15 protein-coding genes and 1 pseudogene are annotated in these 19,779 nt (G+C 61.4%); 8 read left to right on the top strand and 8 right to left on the bottom strand.

Annotated elements, in window-relative coordinates; genetic code table 11:
- The first annotated feature begins 76 nt into the window (after positions 1 to 76).
- The gene (locus tag NMB38_RS16065) at positions 77 to 1,042 is read left to right on the top strand and encodes a bile acid:sodium symporter family protein (protein WP_027915775.1); all 966 of its coding nucleotides are present in this window, start codon (positions 77 to 79) and stop codon (positions 1,040 to 1,042) included.
- A 133-nt stretch (positions 1,043 to 1,175) separates the two neighbouring features.
- Positions 1,176 to 1,493, top strand: coding sequence for a quaternary ammonium compound efflux SMR transporter SugE (gene sugE, locus NMB38_RS16070; protein WP_023533912.1), 318 nt, complete (start codon positions 1,176 to 1,178; stop codon positions 1,491 to 1,493).
- 24 nt (positions 1,494 to 1,517) lie between these two features.
- Here the strand turns inward: sugE and NMB38_RS16075 are convergent, their stop codons facing one another.
- Entirely contained in the window at positions 1,518 to 3,395 is a 1,878-nt protein-coding gene (locus NMB38_RS16075; RefSeq protein WP_027915774.1) for a 1-acyl-sn-glycerol-3-phosphate acyltransferase, read from the bottom strand.
- Between the two features lie 155 nt (positions 3,396 to 3,550).
- On the opposite strand from NMB38_RS16075, the gene bglX reads away from it, so the two are divergent.
- Positions 3,551 to 5,848 (top strand): beta-glucosidase BglX, encoded by a 2,298-nt coding sequence (gene bglX / locus NMB38_RS16080; protein ID WP_236167598.1) that lies wholly within the window; start codon positions 3,551 to 3,553, stop codon positions 5,846 to 5,848.
- Between the two features lie 71 nt (positions 5,849 to 5,919).
- Here bglX and NMB38_RS16085 read toward each other — a convergent pair whose 3' ends face one another.
- The 3 genes from NMB38_RS16085 to NMB38_RS16095 form a co-directional block, all read right to left on the bottom strand.
- Positions 5,920 to 6,753, bottom strand: coding sequence for an amidohydrolase family protein (locus NMB38_RS16085; RefSeq protein ID WP_027915772.1), 834 nt, complete (start codon positions 6,751 to 6,753; stop codon positions 5,920 to 5,922).
- 21 nt (positions 6,754 to 6,774) lie between these two features.
- A complete protein-coding gene (locus NMB38_RS16090; protein WP_027915771.1) occupies positions 6,775 to 8,043 on the bottom strand; it encodes an MFS transporter in 1,269 nt (422 codons plus the stop codon).
- A gap of 124 nt (positions 8,044 to 8,167) precedes the next feature.
- Positions 8,168 to 8,899 carry a GntR family transcriptional regulator gene (locus NMB38_RS16095; protein ID WP_027915770.1) on the bottom strand — a complete coding sequence of 244 codons (732 nt, stop codon included), beginning with the start codon at positions 8,897 to 8,899 and terminating at the stop codon, positions 8,168 to 8,170.
- 235 nt (positions 8,900 to 9,134) lie between these two features.
- Between NMB38_RS16095 and NMB38_RS16100 the strand changes: the two genes are divergently transcribed.
- Positions 9,135 to 12,608: a hybrid sensor histidine kinase/response regulator gene (locus NMB38_RS16100; protein ID WP_049695572.1), complete on the top strand. Its 3,474-nt coding sequence runs from the start codon at positions 9,135 to 9,137 to the stop codon at positions 12,606 to 12,608.
- Here the strand turns inward: NMB38_RS16100 and NMB38_RS16105 are convergent.
- Both NMB38_RS16105 and NMB38_RS16110 read right to left on the bottom strand, forming a co-directional pair.
- The gene (locus NMB38_RS16105; RefSeq protein ID WP_165919274.1) at positions 12,580 to 13,950 is read right to left on the bottom strand and encodes a DNA recombination protein RmuC; all 1,371 of its coding nucleotides are present in this window, start codon (positions 13,948 to 13,950) and stop codon (positions 12,580 to 12,582) included. The two genes, NMB38_RS16100 and NMB38_RS16105, sit on opposite strands and share 29 nt — an antisense overlap.
- Positions 13,951 to 14,151: 201 nt before the next feature.
- The gene (locus NMB38_RS16110; protein ID WP_027915767.1) at positions 14,152 to 14,568 is read right to left on the bottom strand and encodes an SEL1-like repeat protein; all 417 of its coding nucleotides are present in this window, start codon (positions 14,566 to 14,568) and stop codon (positions 14,152 to 14,154) included.
- Positions 14,569 to 15,507: 939 nt separating this feature from the next.
- Between NMB38_RS16110 and NMB38_RS16115 the strand changes: the two genes are divergently transcribed.
- The 3 genes and pseudogenes from NMB38_RS16115 to NMB38_RS16125 all read left to right on the top strand — a co-directional run bounded on the left by NMB38_RS16115 (position 15,508) and on the right by NMB38_RS16125 (position 17,875).
- Positions 15,508 to 15,732 carry a hypothetical protein gene (locus NMB38_RS16115; protein ID WP_027915766.1) on the top strand — a complete coding sequence of 75 codons (225 nt, stop codon included), beginning with the start codon at positions 15,508 to 15,510 and terminating at the stop codon, positions 15,730 to 15,732.
- 249 nt (positions 15,733 to 15,981) lie between these two features.
- A pseudogene (locus tag NMB38_RS16120) lies at positions 15,982 to 16,465 on the top strand (hypothetical protein).
- 144 nt (positions 16,466 to 16,609) lie between these two features.
- Positions 16,610 to 17,875, top strand: a complete 1,266-nt coding sequence (locus tag NMB38_RS16125; RefSeq protein WP_023533893.1) for an OmpP1/FadL family transporter — start codon at positions 16,610 to 16,612, stop codon at positions 17,873 to 17,875.
- 42 nt (positions 17,876 to 17,917) lie between these two features.
- Here the strand turns inward: NMB38_RS16125 and NMB38_RS16130 are convergent, their stop codons facing one another.
- Entirely contained in the window at positions 17,918 to 18,847 is a 930-nt protein-coding gene (locus tag NMB38_RS16130; protein ID WP_027915764.1) for a LysR family transcriptional regulator, read from the bottom strand.
- Positions 18,848 to 18,962: 115 nt separating this feature from the next.
- Between NMB38_RS16130 and NMB38_RS16135 the strand changes: the two genes are divergently transcribed.
- The gene (locus tag NMB38_RS16135; protein WP_028686858.1) at positions 18,963 to 19,220 is read left to right on the top strand and encodes a DUF2798 domain-containing protein; all 258 of its coding nucleotides are present in this window, start codon (positions 18,963 to 18,965) and stop codon (positions 19,218 to 19,220) included.
- 71 nt (positions 19,221 to 19,291) lie between these two features.
- Here the strand turns inward: NMB38_RS16135 and NMB38_RS16140 are convergent, their stop codons facing one another.
- Positions 19,292 to 19,474, bottom strand: a complete 183-nt coding sequence (locus tag NMB38_RS16140; RefSeq protein WP_494354838.1) for a hypothetical protein — start codon at positions 19,472 to 19,474, stop codon at positions 19,292 to 19,294.
- Positions 19,475 to 19,779: the final 305 nt, after the last annotated feature.

Raw genomic sequence — 19,779 nt, forward strand, 5'->3', positions numbered from 1 at the left:
GCGGCACCGTTGCCGCACTTGACCCCCTGCCTGCAGCGACAATGCCCGGGCATGCAGTCGAACTGGAGATAACCCCATGCGCGCCCTCGCCGCCTTGAGTCGATTCGTCGGCAACACCTTTGCCTTGTGGGTATTGGTGTTCGCCGTGCTGGCCTTCCTGCAACCGCAATGGTTCATTGGGTTGAAGGTGGCCATCGTGCCCTTGCTGGGGCTGGTGATGTTCGGAATGGGCCTTACCCTCAAGCTCGACGACTTCGCTGCCCTGGCCCGCCAACCCTGGCGGGTCATGCTGGGGGTGGTCGCGCATTTCGTGATCATGCCGGGCATGGCCTGGCTGCTGTGCCAGCTCTTCGAGCTACCGCCGCAGATCGCCGTGGGCGTGATCCTGGTCGGCTGCTGCCCGAGCGGTACGGCCTCGAACGTGATGGTGTGGCTGTCGCGCGGCGACCTCGCGCTGGCCGTAGCCATCGCAGGCGTCACCACGCTGCTGGCGCCACTGCTGACCCCTGCGCTGATCTGGTTCCTGGCGTCGGCCTGGCTTCCGGTGTCCTTCATGGATATGTTCTGGTCGATCCTGCAGCTGGTCATGCTCCCGATCGTACTCGGCGTGCTGGCCCAACGCCTGCTGGGTGAGCGCGTGCAGACCGCAGTTCAGGTTTTGCCACTGGTATCGGTGGTGAGCATCGTACTGATCGTATGCGCCGTGGTGGCCGCCAGCCAGGCGAAAATCGCCGAGTCGGGGCTGTTGATCATGGCGGTGGTCATGTTGCACAACAGCTTCGGTTATTTGCTGGGGTACATCACCGGCAAGCTGTGCAAACTGCCCTTGGCCCAGCGCAAGTCGCTGGCGCTGGAGGTCGGCATGCAGAACTCCGGGCTAGGAGCAGCCCTTGCCGCTGCGCACTTCTCGCCCCTGGCGGCCGTGCCCAGTGCGCTGTTCAGCGTGTGGCACAATATTTCCGGGGCGCTGCTTTCCACCTGGTTCCGGCGGCTGGAGGACACCTCCTCCGACGTCGAGGGCGCAAAACGTGTCAGACGCTGACAGGCGATTGGCCCGCAGGCTTGCCCGGCAGACCGTAGATGTGCACCATGGGCTCACGGTGAGGACGACCTCACGACGCCCAGCGTGATCATCCAGGGGACGGCCCCATCACTTGCAACGATGGAGACGCATCATGTCCTGGATCATCCTGTTCTTCGCCGGCCTGTTCGAGGTCGGCTGGGCCGTTGGCCTCAAGTATACCGACGGCTTCAGCAAGCCACTGCCCACCGCGCTGACGGTTGCCGCCATGGCCGTCAGTCTCGGCCTGCTGGGCCTGGCGATGAAAGAGCTGCCGCTGGGGACGGCCTATGCCATTTGGACCGGCGTCGGCGCGGTGGGCACCGTGATCGCCGGCATCATCCTGTTCGGTGAGTCCATGGCGTTGGTTCGACTGGTCAGCGTGGCACTGATCGTATGCGGCCTGATCGGCCTCAAGGTCAGCGCCAGCTGATACCGGTCAGCTGGCCAGGTTTGCTCAGCGAATGCCTGCGCGCAGGCCAATGACCTGCTCGCGCAGCCGCTCTGGTAGCGCCTCCTGTGCAGGGATGGCGCTGCCTGCCACGACGGTCACACGGGACCACATTCTTCTGAAAAACCCTTTGGCCGGGTCGCGACTGAAGAAACTGCCCCACAGCCCTTGCAGCGCCAGGGGAATCACCGGCACCGGCGTCTGTTCAAGGATATGGCTCAAGCCGCCCTTGAACACGTCGACCTCACCGTCCCCTGTCAGCTTGCCCTCGGGAAAGATGCACACAAGCTCGCCGTCAGCCAGGTAACGGGCAATGCGGGTGAAGGCGCGCTCGTACGTCGCCAGGTCCTCGCTGCGTCCGGCAATCGGAATGGCGCCTGCGGTGCGAAACACGAAGTTGAGCACGGGCAGGTTGTAGATCTTGTAGTACATGACGAAACGAATGGGACGGCGTATCGCGCCAGCGAGCAACAAGGCATCGACGAACGACACGTGGTTGCACACCAGCAATGCCGCGCCTTCGTCGGGAATGTGCTGCAGCCCCTGGTGCTTGACGCGGTACATCGAGTGACTGAGCAGCCAGATGAGAAACCGCATGGTGAATTCAGGCACGATGCTGAAAATGTAGGCGTTGACGGCGATGTTCAGCAGCGAGACGACCAAAAACAGCTGCGGGATGTCCAGCCCAGCCACGCCCAGCAGCACCATGGTCAACAGGGCCGATACCACCATGAACAACGCATTGAGGATGTTGTTGGCAGCGATCACCCGCGCGCGCTCGTCTACGGCGGTGCGTGCCTGAATCAATGCGTACAGCGGCACGATATAGAAACCGCCAAACACCCCGAGCCCGACGATGGACAGCAGAATCCACCACGCCTGGCTCAGGCCCAGCAGGTCGAGCCAGTCATGGGCGCTGGCAGCGCTGGGCACATCCCCGGAATGCCACCACCACAGCAGGCCGAACACGGTCAGGCCAAAGGAGCCGAACGGCACCAGCCCGATCTCCACCTTGCGCCCGCTCAGACGCTCACACAACAAGGAACCCAGGGCGATGCCCACCGAGAACAGCGTCAGCACCAGGGTGACCACGGTGCCATCGCCGTGCAGCCAGTCCTTGGCATAGGCCGGGATCTGGGTCAGGTAGATGGCGCCGACGAACCAGAACCAGGAGTTGCCGACGATCGAGCGCGATACCGCAGGCGGCTGGGCAAGGCCCATGCGCAGGATAGTCCACGACTGCCTGAAGATGTTCCAGTCCAGCTTCATGTGGGGTGAGGCAGCGGCGGCACGGGGAATCCAGCGGCTGGCCAGGTAGCCCAGTACGGCAGTGCCCACTACGCCACCGGCTACCACCGCGGCATAGCGTTCGGTCGACATCATCACCCCGGCGCCGATGGTGCCGGCGAGGATAGCCAGGAAGGTGCCCGTCTCCACCAGCCCATTGCCGCCTACCAGCTCTTGCTCACGCAGCGCTTGGGGCAGGATCGAGTACTTCACCGGCCCGAACAGCGCCGAATGGGTACCCATGCCGAACAAGGCCACCAGCATGAGGGCCAGGTGATTGGTCGCAAACCCCAGCGCGCCGATCGACATGATGCCGATCTCCGCCAGCTTGATCACACGAATGAGCGCGTCCTTGGGAAATTTCTCCCCGAACTGTCCACCCAGCGCCGAAAAAAGAAAGAACGGCAGGATGAACAGCAAGGCACACAGATTGACCCAGATGGATCGGTCACCGTCCCCAAGGCTCAGCTTGAACAGGATGGCCAGGATCAGCGACTGCTTGAACAGGTTGTCGTTGAACGCACCGAGCGACTGAGTAATGAAAAAAGGCAGGAAGCGCCGCTTGCCGAGCAAGGTGAATTGCGAGGAATGACTCATCGTCCTTGGTCCTGGGTGAAGCCGCGAGGGCACGGGTGAAGGAAGGTCGTGGGGATTGCACAGATATCGGGGATAGGCAACTGGTAGATCTGCGAGTAGCGAGCTTGATCACTCAGGTGGCAATGTCAGGGAAATTCGCCCAGGAAGTCAATGGAATGACGCCTCCTCGCAAGCGAGCAACCCGCTCACCTGCACTCACGGCCATGTTGATGCTTTGCGCAGCGATAGGGCCTGTCACCGCCCTGGCTAACAAGCCTGACGCGCAGCAAAAGACGTTCATCGACAATTTGCTCTCGCAGATGACCTTGCAGGAAAAGATCGGACAGTTGCGAATGGAATATGCCGCTCAAGGTGATGCGCCTCAAGACATGAACACAGCCATCGCAGCCGGGGATGTGGGGGCGATGTTCACCCACCCGGCTGCCAACAGTACGGATTTGCGCAGGCTGCAGGCCATGGCGGTCGAGCGTAGCCGGCTGGGTATCCCGCTGTTCTTTGCAGGTGATGTAATCCATGGACGTCGCACCATCTTTCCCATCAACTTGGGTCAGGCGTCCAGCTGGGACCTGCGCGCGGTGGAAAAAAGTGCACGCGTTGCAGCAATCGAGGCGACCAACGATGGCTTGGACATGACCTTCGCTCCCGTCTTGGATGTCAGTCGCGACCCGCGGTGGGGACGCATCTCCGAAGGCTACGGCGAAGACACGCACCTGGCCTCGCGCATGGGTGAGGCTGCCATCCGCGGTTTGCAACGACCGCATCTGGCAGCACCGGACAGCCTGATGGTTTGTATCAAGCATTTTGCCGGTTATGGAGCGGTTGAGGGAGGGCGCGACTACAACACGGCTGACATGAGCGAACAACGCCTTCATCAGGATTACCTGCCCCCCTTCAAGGCTGCCATCGAGGCCAAGGCCGGTGCCGTGATGACTGCACTGTCCAGCCTTAATGGCATCCCTGCAACGGCCAACGGCTGGCTCTTGAAAGACCTGCTTCGCACACAGTGGCAGTTCAAAGGCTTAGTCATCAGCGACCACGGCGCAGTGGCAGAGCTGATAGACCATGGCGTGGCCCGTGATGGCACCCAGGCGGCCAAGGCAGCGCTGACCGCTGGCACACAAATGAGCATGAGCGACCGTCATTACCGTGACCAGCTGGCTGGCTTGATCAAGCAAGGACAGGTCAGCGAAGCCGAGCTGGACGGCGCGGTTCGCCAGGTGCTCACAACCAAGTACGAATTGGGCCTGTTTGATGCCCCTTATCAGCGCCTGGGTGCCGACGCCGCTAGCGAGCAGATCGGACAGCATCGTGCCCAAGCGCGGGATATGGCGCGCCGCTCCTTGGTGCTGCTGAAAAACCGAAACCGCACGCTGCCGCTGCATAAAAGCATGAACATCGCCTTGATCGGCCCATTGGCCGATAACGCGGCAGACATGCTTGGCAGTTGGTATGCCAATGGCAGACCCGAGGAGGTGGTCACGCTTCGCTCCGGCATGCATCAGGCTCAGGCGGGCAAGGGTCGATTGCGCTATGCCAAAGGGGCCAACATCATTGACGATCCATCGGCCCTGATGCTTCTTGCGGACAAACACGTCGACATCGATCCAAGCCCTCCCGCAGCGATGCTCAAGCAGGCCCTGGCGGTGGCTCGGCAAGCCGATGTAATCGTCGCGGTGCTTGGCGAGGCGCGCGGCATGTCCCATGAGGGTGCGAGCAGGACCGAGCTGGGTCTACCCGGCGGACAACGTGCGCTGCTCAAGGCATTGAGCGATACCGGCATTCCAGTGGTACTGGTTTTGATGAATGGCCGCCCGCTTGCCCTCGACGACGAAACCAAGTGGGCCGATGCCGTACTGGAAACCTGGTATAGCGGGAGCGAGGGGGGTAATGCCATCGCTGATGTGCTGTTTGGCGACTACAACCCCTCCGGGAAACTCCCAGTGACGTTCGTGCGCAACGTCGGCCAGATCCCCCTGTATTACAACCATCTGAACACCGGCAGGCCGTTCGACGCCATCAACCCCGCACCTTACCGGTCGCGCCACTTCGACGTCGATGACACCCCTCTTTTTCCTTTTGGCTTCGGGCTGAGCTACACCCAGTTCGATGTCTCAGCCCCACGCTTGTCCACCGACCGTCTGCGTCCGGGTGAGCGCTTGAAGGTTCGAGTCACTGTTACCAATCAGGGACCGTTGGCGGGCGAAACAACCGTGCAACTCTATCTTCGGGACCTGAGCGCCTCTGTCAGTCGGCCCGTCAAAGAACTCAAAGGCTTCCAGAACATCTTCCTGGAGCCTGGTGCTGCCAGAGACCTGACGCTGGAGATTGCACCCACCGCGCTAGCATTCGTGGACCGTAACCTGCAATGGGTGACCGAGCCCGGTGACTTCGAAGTGATGGTCGGACTGGACTCGCACCACGTCAAAACAGCCACATTCGAACGCCTGCCGTGACTGCTTGCCCCGACGACCCCGCTACAGGATCGCTATAGGTTGACCGAAGCCTTGCGTACCCATTCTTTGGCTCAATTGAAACGGTACAAGTCCTTGGCCGTCTCCAGCAACAGCGCCTTGCGCAACTCGCTGGAGCAGCCTAGGGCCTGCAATTGCTCGAGCGCCTGGCCATAACTCATCGTGCGTTCGTGCTGCGTATGCGGCCAATCGCTGCCCCACATCAGGCGCTCGGCCCCATAGTGCGCTTCCAGCGCGCCCAGCGCCTGGCGGGCGAACAGCTCGTTCTGCTCGGGCGAGCCTTCCAGGCGGTAGATACCGGAAACCTTCACCCAGACATTGCCCTGCCCGCCCAGGGTCAATAGGTCGGCGAAGCCTCCCTGCCCCAGCCCGCTGCGCGCATCGGGCCTTCCCAGATGGTCGATGACGATATCCAGCCCGTACGGTTGCAGCGCCCGCACCAGGGTGGGAATGTCCGCCAGTTGTCGATGCAGCTCGACGTGCCAGCCCAGTTCGGCCATGCACGCGAAGCGATGGCGCCACTGCGGGGCCGCAAGGTCCGGCAGTGGTTGCCCCATCAGGTTCAGGCGCACGCCTCTGACCCCAAGCTGGTCCATCTGTATGAGGGTTTGGCGCGCAACGTCCGGCTCAAGCATCACCACCCCCCGCAGGCGCCCCTGAGCGGCTTGCAGGGCACCCAGCAGATAGCCATTGTCGGTCCCCAGGAAACTGGGCTGCACCAGAACGCCGTGACTGAAACCGTGCGCCTGCAACTGGCTGAGGTAATCCGCCAACGGTGCATCGTACGCGGGGGCATAACGGCGCTCGCGCGCCAATGTCAGCCCTTGACTGAACACGTGGGCATGGCTGTCGATGGCAATCATGGATGAAGCAGGGTTGTGAGGCATGTCTTTGATCTTTCGGTCAGGTTACTGGGCGGCCACACCGGGCGCTTGCGGGGCAGGCTCGAGGTTGCGGCCGCGCGTTTCAGGCAGGCACAGTGCAGCGATCACCGCCACGCCGTAGGCGATGCCGGCATCAATGCCGATGGCGGTACCCAGCGACATGGATTCGCTCATGTGCCCGACCAGGAAGGGGAAGACCGCCGAGAGCACACGGCCAAAGTTGTAGCAGAAGCCAACCCCCGCTCCCCGCACATCGGCAGGATACAGCTCGTTGAAGAAGGCGCCGAGGCTTGCTGGAATGCCGGCTGCGAAGAAGCCCAGCGGGAAACCCAGGAACAGCATCTGCGTATTGCTCAACGGGAAGAAGACATAGGCCTGAACCGTCAGCACGCAGCACAGCGCAAACAGCAGGATGTTGCGACGCCTGCCGATGCGATCGATCAACAACCCGCTGACCACGCAGCCACACCAGAACGCAAAGATGATCACCGCCAGGTAGCCACCGGAATTGAGCACCGACAAGTTGCGTTCGGTCTTAAGGAAAGTCGGCAGCCAGGTCATCACCGCGTGGTAGCCACCATGCGCCCCCAGGCCCAGCAAGCCGCCCAGCAACGTGACGCGCAGCAATTCAGGGCGAAAGATCCCCGCCATCGAGGCGAAGAAACCCTGGGGAATGGCGTTCTGTTTCTGCAGGCGTTGAAAGCTGTCCGGTTCTGGAACGTTGCGACGCACCCAGATGATCAGCAGCGACGGCAACAGGCCCACGAAGAACATCACGCGCCAGGCGAATTCCTGCGGCACCAGCGAATAGATCAAGGTGAACAACGCTACCGCCAGGCCCCACCCTACCGCCCAGGCGCTTTGCACCGTACCCATGACCTTGCCGCGGTACTTGGGGTTGATGGTCTCGGCCATCAGCACGGCCCCGGCCGCCCACTCCCCACCAATGCCAAAGCCTTGCATGGCCTTGACGAACAGCAGTGGATAGAAGCCTGTGACGAAAGCCGAGAGGAATGTGAAGCAGGAGAACCACAGGATCATCCACTGCAAGGTGCGCACGCGGCCGTACCGATCCGACAGGGTTCCGCCAAGCCAGCCGCCGATCGCCGAGGTCACCAGGGTAAGGCCACTGATCAGGCCCGCATCGCCTTTGGACAGCGAGAAAGCCGCGATCAGCGCGGGAATGGCCAGGCCGAACATCTGCACTTCCAGCGCATCGAGCGACCAGCCCCCAAAACAGGCCCAGAAGGTCTTGCGTTCGCGCGATGTAATTTGGCGGTACCAGCTGAACATGATTCTTATCCTTTTAAGGGTGAAGGGTACGCTGGGTTGCCCTCAACGCAGACAACCGAGCAGGCGAAGCCACTGCGCCCTGGTGACGGGGCGCAGGCAGATAAAGAAGGTTGAAACGGCGCGGTCAGCGAATATCGATGCGGTAGCGGAAGTGCTGCGCGTGTCCCCGCGACCGGCGCCACTCCAGGGGTTTGCCGGCGTAGTCACGGGCCAGCCGTTCGATCACCACAATAGGGCTGCCGGCCGGTACCTGCAGAAGGCGCCCATGCACTTCATCCACGGCCTCGGCAGTCAGGGCTTCTTCGGCGGCTGCGACCACTTGCCCACACAGCTGTTCGTAGATCGGGTAGAGCAATGGGCCCTTGTTATCCAGATCAGTCTCCAGCAGCAACTGGAACGGCTGGCGGGGCAGCCAGATGTCCTCGGCCAGCACGGGCTGGGCATCGAGCAGACGAAGCCGCTGCAGATGGATCACATCGGCCCCGGGTACGAGCCCCAAGGCCTGAGCCACGGCAGACGGTGCCGCCACGGCGTTCATGCTCAGGATGCGACTCATCGGCACGACGCGCTCGCCGTTGACAGCTTCGAAGCGGAAGAAGCGAAACAGCGAGGATTGGAACTGTGGACGGCGGATGAAGGTACCTCGCCCCTGCTGGCGCTCAAGCACGCCTTCGGCGACCAGCGCATCGATGGCCTTGCGCACCGTGCCCACCGACAGGTCGAATTCACTCGCCAGTGCAGCCTCGGTGGGGATCGCCTCACCCGGGTGCCAGCGGTTGTTAGCGATCTGCGCTACCAGATGGTCGCGTAGCTGTTGATAGCGTGGCAGTCGTGTGTCGCTGGCGAGTGGAAGCATGGCTGTATTCTCGTCTTGTTATATAGACATCTATATGAATTTTTCGAGAGTATTTGCTTCCCGGCATCGCCTGTCAATCCTCCACCCGTCTGCTGGGCCCCACACGAGCCCGCAATTTGAGTGCGTCACGCTGCGACCACCTGCCACTGCGACCATCGTCTGCGCTGACGGCGCGCCACCTGTCGTGCCAGACTGGCTGACCGGGCCTCGTTATCCATTTAGCTTCGGAGTCACCATGTCGTTGTCCAGCGGGCTGATCGCCGCGGTCGCCCTGGCCTATATGGCCGTCATGTTCGCCATCGCCTTCTATGGCGACCGGCGCAGCACCCCTTTGCCGCCCAAATTGCGTGCCTGGGTGTACAGCCTGTCGCTGGCGGTGTATTGCACCAGCTGGACGTTCTTCGGCGCGGTCGGACAAGCGGCCGAGCAGCTGTGGGCATTCCTGCCGATCTACCTGGGGCCGGTATTGCTTCTGGTCTTCGCACCCTGGGTGGTGCAGAAGATGGTGCTGATCAGCAAACAGCAGAACATCACGTCCATTGCCGACTTCATCGCTGCCCGTTACGGCAAATCCCAGACGCTGGCCGTGGTCGTGGCACTGATCTGCCTGGTGGGCGTGCTGCCCTACATTGCCCTGCAGCTCAAAGGCATCGTGCTGGGCGTCAATCTGTTGATCGGCGCCAGTGCAGACGCCACCGGCACGCGCGTACAGGACACTGCGCTGGTGGTGTCGCTGGTGCTGGCGCTGTTCGCCATCGTATTCGGCACGCGCAGCCTGGACGTCACCGAGCACCACCGGGGCATGGTGCTGGCGATCGCGTTCGAGTCGTTGATCAAGCTGTTGGCGTTTCTGGCCGTGGGGATCTTCGTCGTCTTCAACCTGTACGATGGGTTCGATGACCTGTTCACCCAGGCGCGCCAGTCCATCGAGCTGCACGATTACTGGACAGAGACCATCAACTGGCCGTCGATGGTGGTCCAGACGGCTGTCGCCATGATGGCCATCATCTGCCTGCCTCGGCAGTTCCACGTGACCGTGGTGGAAAACATCGAGCCACAGGACATGCGCCTGGCACGCTGGGTGTTCCCGATGTACCTGGCCCTGGCCGCACTGTTCGTGGTGCCCATCGCCCTGGCGGGGCAGATGTTGCTGCCAGGGACGGTGATGTCGGACTCGTTCGTGATCAGCCTTCCCCTGGCCGAGGCACACCCCAGCCTGGCGCTGCTGGCATTCATCGGTGGCGCGTCAGCGGCTACCGGCATGGTCATCGTAGAAGCGGTCGCGTTGTCGACCATGGTTTCCAACGACATGCTGCTGCCCTGGTTGCTGCGTCGCAACAACGCCGAGCGACCGTTCGAGGTGTTCCGGCACTGGATGCTTTCGGTCCGGCGGGTCACCATCGTGGTCATCCTGCTGCTGGCGTACGTCAGTTACCGCCTGCTGGGTTCTACGGCCAGCCTGGCGACCATCGGCCAGATCGCGTTTGCTGCCGTGACCCAACTGACGCCAGCCATGCTCGGGGCGCTGTACTGGAAACAGGCCAACCGCCGGGGTGTATTCGCAGGTCTGGCGGCGGGCATCTTCCTGTGGTTCTACACCCTGGTGCTGCCCATCGCCGCCCACAGCCTGGGCTGGTCGTTGCAGGTATTCCCAGGGTTGGCGTGGTTGCACGGCAACCCCCTGAATCTGCCGATCAGCCCGCTGACCCAAGGCGTGGTGCTGTCGCTTGCCGGCAACTTCACCCTGTTTGCCTGGGTCTCGCTGCTGTCGCGTACCCGCGTGTCCGAGCACTGGCAAGCGGGCCGCTTCATTGGCCAGCAGACCAGCGCCCGCCCCAGCAGCAAGCCCTTGCTGGCGGTGCAGATAGACGACCTGCTGACCTTGGCATCGCGTTTCGTGGGTGAGGAGCGCGCGCGCCAGAGCTTCATCCGTTTCGCCTACCGCCAGGGCAAAGGCTTCAACCCCAACCAGAACGCCGACGGTGACTGGATCGAGCACACCGAGCGGTTGTTGGCCGGTGTCCTGGGCAGTTCGTCTACCCGTGCAGTGGTCAAGGCAGCGATCGAAGGCCGCGACATGCAGCTCGAAGACGTGGTGCGCATCGCCGATGAAGCGAGCGAAGTGCTGCAGTTCAACCGGGCACTGCTGCAGGGCGCCATCGAAAACATCAACCAGGGCATCAGCGTGGTCGACCAGAACCTGCATCTGGTGGCCTGGAACCGGCGTTACCTTGAGCTGTTCAATTACCCGGACGGGCTGATCAGCGTGGGACGGCCCATTGCCGACATCATTCGCTACAACGCCGAGCGCGGCCTGTGCGGCCCAGGGGAGGCCCAGGTGCACGTAGCCCGGCGTCTGCACTGGATGCGCCAGGGCCGGGCCCACTCGTCCGAGCGGCTGTTCCCCAATGGGCGCGTGATCGAGTTGATCGGCAACCCGATGCCCGGTGGCGGTTTCGTGATGAGCTTTACCGACATCACGCCGTTCCGCGAAGCCGAGCAAGCGCTGCGCCACGCCAACGAAAGCCTTGAGCAACGCGTGGCAGAGCGCACCTACGAGCTGTCGCAACTGAACCAGGCGCTGACCGAAGCCAAGAGCCATGCCGAAGCGGTCAGCCAGTCCAAGACTCGCTTTTTGGCTGCGGTCAGCCACGACCTGATGCAGCCTCTGAACGCCGCCAGGTTGTTTTCCGCGGCCTTGTCGCAGCAAGCCGAAGGCATGACCGAGGAAGCCCGGCAACTGGTTCAGCACATGGACACTTCACTGCGTTCGGCCGAAGAACTGATCAGCGACCTGCTGGACATCTCGCGCCTGGAAAACGGCAAGATCACCCCCGACGCCAAGCCATTTGCCTTGAACGATCTGTTCGACACCCTTGGGGCGGAATTCAAGGTACTGGCGGCAGAGAAAGGCCTGGCGTTCCGCCTGCGCGGCAGCCGCCTGCGGGTCAACAGTGACATGAAGCTGCTGCGCCGCGTGCTGCAAAACTTCCTGACCAACGCCCTGCGCTATGGCAAGAGCCCGATCCTGCTGGGTGCCCGCCGCCAGGGCGAGCGCCTGTGGCTGGAAGTCTGGGACAGGGGCCCTGGCATCGCCGACGACAAGCTGCACGTGATCTTCCAGGAGTTCAAACGCCTGGACAGCCATCAGACCCGCGCCGAAAAAGGCCTGGGCCTGGGCCTGGCGATCGCGGACGGACTGTGCCGAGTCCTGGGTCACACACTGGAGGTACGTTCCTGGCCAGGCAAGGGCACCGTGTTCCGTGTGAGCGTGCCGATCTCTCTACAACCAGCCCCTGTCACTTCGGCGGTGGAGCAGCGCAGCGAGCCGCTGGCCGGGCTGCAGGTGTTGTGCGTGGACAACGAAGACAGCATCCTGATTGGCATGAACAGCCTGCTCAGCCGCTGGGGCTGTCAGGTGTGGACCGCACGCAGCCGCAGCGAGTGCGAGGCCCTGCTGGCCGAGGGCATGCGCCCACACCTGGCCTTGGTGGACTATCACCTGGATGAAGGCGACACCGGCACGCGCCTGATGGGCTGGCTACGCACCCGATTGGGCGAACCGGTGCCCGGGGTGGTCATCAGCGCCGACGGCAGCAAGGAAACCATCGCCCTGGTGCATGCCGCAGGCCTGGACTATTTGCCCAAGCCGGTCAAGCCGGCTGCATTGCGGGCCCTGCTCAACCGTCATCTGAGCCTGGTGCAGTAACTGCCTGGTCGGGCACTTCATCGGCGAAGGCGCGTTCGAGCAAGTCGGGCGACAGGCTTTTGCTGGCCCGGGCGCCGAGCAGCTTGAGCTGCTCGCTGCGACTGACGAGATTGCCGCGCCCTTCGCACAGTTTGTTACGTGCTGCCGCATAGGCCTTGTCCACCTGTTGCAGGCGGCTGCCCAGCTCATCCAGGTCCTGGATGAACAACACGAACTTGTCGTACAGCCACCCGGCACGTTCGGCGATTTCCCGGGCGTTCTGGCCTTGGCGTTCCTGCTTCCACAAGCTGTCTATCACCCGCAAGGTGGCCAGCAAGGTGGTGGGGCTGACGATGACGATTTGCCGGTCGAAGGCTTCCTGGAACAGGTTGGGCTCGGCCTGCAGTGCCGCCGAGAACGCGGCCTCGATGGGCACGAACAACAGTACGAAATCCAGGCTGTGCAGGCCTTCGAGGCGGCTGTAGTCCTTGCTCGACAGGCCCTTGACGTGACTGCGCAGCGACTGGACGTGCTGCTTGAGCGCCGCGTCGTCGTTGCCTGACACGAACTGCTGATACGCCGTCAGGCTGACCTTGGCATCGACCACCACCTGCTTGTTGCCCGGCAACATGATCAGCACATCTGGCTGGAAGCGCTCACCGTCAGCGCTCTTGAGGCTCACCTGCGTCTGGTACTCCCTACCCTTCTCCAGCCCTGCGTGTTCGAGCACGCGCTCCAGGATCAGCTCGCCCCAATTACCCTGGGTTTTCTGCCCCTTGAGCGCCTGGGTGAGGTTGGTCGCTTCATCGGACAGACGCAGGTTGAGTTGCTGCAGGCGCTCGAGCTCCTTGCCCAGCGAAAAACGCTCACGGGCCTCCTGCTGGTAACTTTCCTCGACACGCTTTTCGAACGCCTGGATACGCTCCTTCAATGGGTCGAGCAGTTGGCCAAGGTGCTGCTGGCTGGTTTGAGCAAAGCGCTGCTCACGCTCATCGAAGATCTTGGTGGCCATGTCGGCAAACTGGGCGCGCAGCGTATCGCGGGCCTCCTGCAGGTCTTCGAGACGCTGCTGGTGGCTTTCCTGCTGTTCACGCAGCTCGGCTTCGAGGCGTGCGGCCTGGGACTCCAGACGACGCTGCTCGGCCTCGCGAGTCGCGCGTTCCAGGTTCCAGGCATGGGCCGCATCACGGGCGTTGTCCCGCTCGATCTGCAGCAACTCCAGCTCTCGCCCCTGGGCTGCCAGCTGCGTCTGCTTGAGGGTATTGGCTTCGCTGAGGTCACTGACTTCATCACGGCTGGCCTCGAGCTGCGCCTGCAAACCGGCCTGGGCCAGCTGCGCTGCGTTCAGACGCTCTTCAAGCAAAGCACGCTCGCCATGCCGTGCTGCATGCCGACGCTGAAGCTGCATGACCCACACCAGGCACGGCACCGCGCCCGCCACCAAGCCCAGCAGAATGCTGGCCAGATCCACTGTCATGCCTACCCCGGTCACTGTTGGCAAATTCGCTGAAGCTTAACAGCCTGACCGGCAGGTTGCCCGTGCCGCCGTCACCTGCAGGGGTTGTCAGTGCCCAAACCACTGACGCAGCAATCGACGGGCCTCATGGGACCCCTTCCCGGCCGCCAACTCCAGCCAGCTGCGGGCCTGTTCGGGCGCAGACGCCCGGCACGCCCGTGCATACTCCACCTGGGCACGACAATCGCCAGCGCGTGCGGCCTGGCGTAGCAGGTCATGGCCGATACGCCGATCACGGGCGCTGCCACAATCGCGGCAAAGCATCTGCCCCAGGCGGCTTTGAGCCACCACCACACCCTCGCGGGCTGGGCGCTTGAGCAACCGCCCAGCCAAGTGCTTGACCTGAGGCTTGTCACCCAGACGCGAATTGTCGAGTAGCCACAGGGCAACCTTTAGGGTGAACCGTCCGGAACGCTCTGCAGACGAGGGCATGGGGCTGGCAAGTTGTTTACTGCGAGACTTCATGAGCGGCAGGTCAGGCAAATCGAAAAGCGCGCCACTCTACCGGTTTTCGACGTGCGGGCCTAACCCTGAGGATTTTTTTTATAAAAATTTCATGTGATTGTTTCTTGACGTTTGCGAGACGATGGATGGTCATTCGAACTGGTCTGATTCTTGGCGAGACCCGAGGCAGCTTGGCGCCAACCCCGCACTAGAGCAAGCGGCGGCGACAATCCACAGTTCCTGTGGATAAGTCGGTGGACAACACCCTATTCCCCCCCGCCAAGCCCCGAATTACGGGGGCTGCTGTCAAACTGACGATTTTTTCACCAACGAAAAATAGTGTTTTTTTTCATTGACTTAACTGGCTAGTCAAGTCATTGGCGACTGGAGCGAAAGGTGGGACAGGTTTGATACACGTCCTCCTTTCGGTGTGAACAAACATCAACCGCGCATCCGTTCGTGTGTGAGCAAGGCGGCCAGGACACCCTTCGAGCACGCTCGGCCCCTTCCCACCGCCGGCATTAAGCGCCATACTGCTCGGCTACCCACGCACAATCAGGGCTTGCCTTCACCGAAAGGCTCAGGTAGGATACGCCTCGTTAGTACCAAGCTGAAAGTCAATTCTGGCCCACAGTGTCCTTGCAGACTCGCTCTCCCAATAGCGCGCTGCTGAAAGCAGGACCGGCCCTTTCGATGATTCGCCCGCAGCCGATACGCTGCCGCGACATCCATCACGAGTCCAATTGATCAGGATCCCGCGCGAAGGCCTAGAACCTTGGCTCCGCGTGCTGCCTGCCCTCTGAAGTACCTACCAGTCAGCCCAAGCGCCCACCATTGATTGCGCTCCCTCTGGCTGCTTTGTTCCAGCAGGTTCTCTCGTCCCTTAATAAAGACGTCACTGGAACGTTTCTATGATGCACGGATCTACTCCCCGTGTTTAATGCAGGAACCTCCAATAATATGCAAACTCAACATCAAATCCAGGCTGCAATCGGTACCCTTTCCCAGGCGTTCTCGCCGTTGAAATGCTTGCTCGTCGCACCCCGCAAAGGCAGCTTCAGCTTTACGCTGGTGGACGAACACGGTATCGCCTGCCATACCGAACGCCTGTACCACGAGCAGTACAGCCGCAGCGAACCGCTGCAGGCCGTCATCGCCCGTACCCGCCAGTCACTCACCGCGTGAGCGGTGAATGCTGCGGCATTCACCCATCAGATACACCCCCTCCCAGCTTGCCTGCACAAATCCAGCGTAATTGCCTTCGGGTATATCGCTCGGCTTGTCAGGCAGCAATCGATTTAAAAACAGCCTTTTACGTCACCCTTATCACACTACACTTCAACTCGAGCGGTGCACGCCGCTTCCGGCGGGCCTGACCGTTCACACAGCTGCCAAGCGCCTGCGCCCGCCGGTCCCTTACTGCTCGGGGGCACCATGGGTATTGCGGCCAAAGAACTATGTCAGCATGTCATCAGGCCCACACTGATCTACCTTGACCGTCACTGCGCCAGCGCCGAAGTGTTGTTGCTCGGCATCGCTGCCTGCCAGTCGGCTTTGGGATCGGCGCTGCACGGCAGACGCGGGCATGGCCTCTTTCGCATAGATGATCAGCGTCATCGGGCGCTCTGGGACGACTACCTGGCACGCGATCCAGACTTGGCCAGCCGTGTACGCGGCCTGGCCAGCCAACATGCCTTCCTGGGCGGACCCGACCTGGAACTCACCGTCAACCTGCGCTACGCCACTGCCATTGCCTGGCTGCTTGTGGAGGCCCAGGTGGTGAGCTTGCCTGCCGTGGACGACCGGATGGGCCAGGCGCGTATCTGGCGGCAGATTTTTCAACCCTCAGGGTCGCTTGCGAGACTTCACCGAAGCCTGGCAAGCCTGCATTGATCAGAAACTGCCAGTAGCTTCTTGAGACGGTTCTTACAGACTCAACTGAGAAAAGGAATTTTAGTCGGATTGTCCTACAAAACCGCTCTATCTCCTGCGATTGCGCCTATAGCGCGACGCGTGATTTGTTGGTAGCTTTTCGCCTCGGAGATCCCAAGGAGTTCTAATAATGAAAAAAGTAATGCTCAAAACCTCCCTTGGCGTTGCTGTTGCGCTCGCATCGAGCCAACTGTTCGCCAGCGGCTTCGCGTTGAACGAACAAAGCGTCAGCAGCATGGGGACAGGTTTCGCGGGACGTTCCTCTTCTGCCGAGGATGCCAGCACCGTATACGGCAACCCGGCCGGCATGTCCCGCCTCAAGCGCCAGCAGGTCACCGTCGGTGGCGCAGCGGTCATCGCCAAAACCGATATCTCGGGGCCTGGCAGCAACCTTGGGGGGGAAACTGACGGTGACATGGTACCGGTCGTCGGCGTACCCATGGGTTACTACGTCAAGCCCATCGACGACCACTGGACCGTCGGCTTCGGTGTCTACGTGCCCTTCGGTCTGGTGACCGATTACGGCAGTGACGACGCGGCGCGCTATTGGGGCAAGAAAAGTCACGTGGAAGTGGTGACGTTCCAGCCTACCGTCAGCTATGCCTTCAATGACAAGGTATCGATCGGCTTCGGCCCGACCTTCAACCGGATCAAAGGCGAACTGGGTTCCAACCTGATCAACCCGGCCACCCCTGGGCGCAACGACGGTGAAGTCAAGATCAAGGGTGACGACACGGCAGTCGGCTACAACATCGGCCTGATGGTGCAAGCCACCGACCGCACGCGCATCGGCCTGACCTATCACTCCATGGTCGACTACAAGCTCGAGGGCAAGACCAAGGTCAACACCCCGCTGATCGGGCCATTCAACGGCAGCAAGTTCGATGCCTCGCTCAAGATCAAGACGCCGGAGTCGGTTGACCTGTCGGTCACGCATGAACTCGACGACCAATGGACGCTGTACGCTGGCAGCACCTGGACGCGCTGGAGCCGCCTGAAGGACATCACTGTACAGAACGATGTCCCGCGCCCATTGATCGGCTCTGCCTTCCAGACCATTTCGGAAGAACAGAACTGGCATGACACCTGGGCCCACGCCGTGGGTGCGTCGTACAAGGTCAACAAGGAGTGGGTGCTGCGCACCGGCTTCACGGTCGACCAATCGCCGACCAACAACCAGGACCGTTCGCCGCGCATCCCCACGGGCGATCGCAAGATCTTCAGCCTGGGCGCCGGCTGGAGCCCGAGCGAGGACATGACCATCGACGTGGCGTATTCCTACCTGTGGGAAGAAGACACCAAGGTCAATCAGGTCAGCGCCACCAAGGGCGCCTACCGTGCCAAGTACGAGAACAGCGCGCACGGTGTAGGGGCATCGCTCACTTACCGCTTCTGATCGTTACCGTTACCTTGAAAAACCGCCCTTGTGGCGGTTTTTTCATGTTGGCACTTGCCACTCGTCGCCCAGGTGGTCGCGCAGGTAGTGCATGAAAGCGTGTACCTTGCTCGTGAGTGCGAAGCGGTCGGCCACGCAGAGATAAACGTCCATGGGTGCTGTCTGCGCGTACGCCTGCCCGTCAGGGCCATGTTCGAACAGCGGCACCAGGGCACCGCAAGCCAGGTGCGGCCGGGCAATGAACGCTGCCAGGCGCGTGATGCCGCCGTCATGCACCGCCATCTGCGTTAGCGCATCGATGTCGTCGCAGATGAGCACGTCGCCAAATTCGGGCTCCAGGCGCTGCCCATCACGCATGAATCCCCAACGCAACAGACGGCCATCGACCGGGTAGCGAAACACCAGACAGCGGTGATTGCGCAGCGCCTCCGGCGTCTGTGGTACGCCGGCACTGGCCAGGTACCCTGGTGCGGCACAGCAGACGAAAGGAATGCGGGCGATGTGCTTGGCTATCAGGTGCTCGTCCAACTGGGGCGTGATGCGCAGGCTGACATCGATACCTTCACGTGCGTGGTCAACCTTTCTGTCGCTCATGACCAGTTCTATCGAAATGCGCGGGTACAGCACGCTGAACGCGGGTATCAGGGGCGCCAGGACGTGACGACCGAACGCAGAGGTCGACGCGATGCACAGGCGACCTTGAGGTTCGCTTTCGGGGGTCATCACCGCTTGTTCAGCGCGCGCCAAGTCACGCTCTATCAGCCTGACATGCTTGTAGTACTGGGTGCCGGCGGGAGTCAGCGTCATACGCCGCGTTGTGCGGGTCAGCAAACGGACCTGCAAATGCCCTTCAAGCCGGGCCAGGTTCTGGCTCACAGCTGCTGGGGTAATGCCCAGGCTGCGGGCACCTGCTGCGATACTTCCGGCTTCGACGACCTTGATGAAGCTGCGGATGGCGTTGAGCAGGTCCATGCTGTGCCCTTGGGATTCGTAAGTTTTGCTTTATAAAGGAGTTAGGCGGAGCGGTCTACTGGTGAAGCGCAGTGGGTTGATAGGGTAAGGCCTCAATCGGACTCCAGGAGGTCGCATGACTAATGTCACTCAAAGCCGTCGTCGCAGGTTGCATGTGAATGCCACGCCGTATGTGTTTGCCTTTTACATGTCGGCCATCATGGCATTGCTGATGTGTTTCGTGATCACGGCAGCCAACGCCGGAATCGATCAGGATTATATGAGCAACGTACTGAAAGCTTATCGATTGGCGATGCCGGTAGCTTTTGTGTGCGTGTTGATTGTAAGGCCGATTGTGGGAAGGCTGGTTGCGATGACCGTGCATACGGCTTGAATGGCCGTGCAGCTGCTATCGTGGATAGGTAGATTAATCATCAGCAATCGCTATGCAGGGTACCCTCTTCACTAACCCCCTACCTGTAAATAACGGTCACTGCTATCGGTTTGGCTGTTGATCTTGATCTTGATCTTGATCTTGATCTTGATCTTGCTCTTGCTCTTGCTCTTGCTCTTGCTCTTGCTCTTGCTTTTGATCTCCGCGACTTCAGAAGGCCGAACGCAGGTCTTGCGGAGGGAGGTGACAGGCATGGATGCCTGTCAAGCGCTGGGCCCCAGGATGGGGCCTACAGCGCGGTCCACCCGGGAGCAAGACCGGAGTGAGGGAACCCCGAAGCGCAGCGTAGGGGCCGTATGAATGGAGCGCAGCCTTTTTTGGTTACTTTTTGTGGCGTTTGACAAAAAGTAACTCGCCGTAAGGGCGAAAAGGTGATTAAGCGTCCCCATCGCAAATGGACTATGCTCTCTTTCAATACCCACACCAACCCAATCAAACTTCAAACTTCAAACTTCAAACTTCAAAGCGTTGGCACATATATCGAGTTGGTATTCATTGG

The sequence above is a fragment of the Pseudomonas sp. FBCC-B35 genome, assembly GCF_059133755.1.

Bases quoted from the DNA above. Each gene is read 5' to 3' on its own strand.
- NMB38_RS16065 (WP_027915775.1), top strand. From the start codon at position 77: ATGCGCGCCCTCGCCGCCTTGAGTCGATTCGTCGGCAACACCTTTGCC.
- sugE (WP_023533912.1), top strand. From the start codon at position 1,176: ATGTCCTGGATCATCCTGTTCTTCGCCGGCCTGTTCGAGGTCGGCTGG.
- NMB38_RS16075 (WP_027915774.1), bottom strand. From the start codon at position 3,395: ATGAGTCATTCCTCGCAATTCACCTTGCTCGGCAAGCGGCGCTTCCTG.
- bglX (WP_236167598.1), top strand. From the start codon at position 3,551: ATGACGCCTCCTCGCAAGCGAGCAACCCGCTCACCTGCACTCACGGCC.
- NMB38_RS16085 (WP_027915772.1), bottom strand. From the start codon at position 6,753: ATGCCTCACAACCCTGCTTCATCCATGATTGCCATCGACAGCCATGCC.
- NMB38_RS16090 (WP_027915771.1), bottom strand. From the start codon at position 8,043: ATGTTCAGCTGGTACCGCCAAATTACATCGCGCGAACGCAAGACCTTC.
- NMB38_RS16095 (WP_027915770.1), bottom strand. From the start codon at position 8,899: ATGCTTCCACTCGCCAGCGACACACGACTGCCACGCTATCAACAGCTA.
- NMB38_RS16100 (WP_049695572.1), top strand. From the start codon at position 9,135: ATGTCGTTGTCCAGCGGGCTGATCGCCGCGGTCGCCCTGGCCTATATG.
- NMB38_RS16110 (WP_027915767.1), bottom strand. From the start codon at position 14,568: ATGAAGTCTCGCAGTAAACAACTTGCCAGCCCCATGCCCTCGTCTGCA.
- NMB38_RS16115 (WP_027915766.1), top strand. From the start codon at position 15,508: ATGCAAACTCAACATCAAATCCAGGCTGCAATCGGTACCCTTTCCCAG.
- NMB38_RS16125 (WP_023533893.1), top strand. From the start codon at position 16,610: ATGAAAAAAGTAATGCTCAAAACCTCCCTTGGCGTTGCTGTTGCGCTC.
- NMB38_RS16130 (WP_027915764.1), bottom strand. From the start codon at position 18,847: ATGGACCTGCTCAACGCCATCCGCAGCTTCATCAAGGTCGTCGAAGCC.
- NMB38_RS16135 (WP_028686858.1), top strand. From the start codon at position 18,963: ATGACTAATGTCACTCAAAGCCGTCGTCGCAGGTTGCATGTGAATGCC.
- NMB38_RS16140 (WP_494354838.1), bottom strand. From the start codon at position 19,474: ATGCCTGTCACCTCCCTCCGCAAGACCTGCGTTCGGCCTTCTGAAGTC.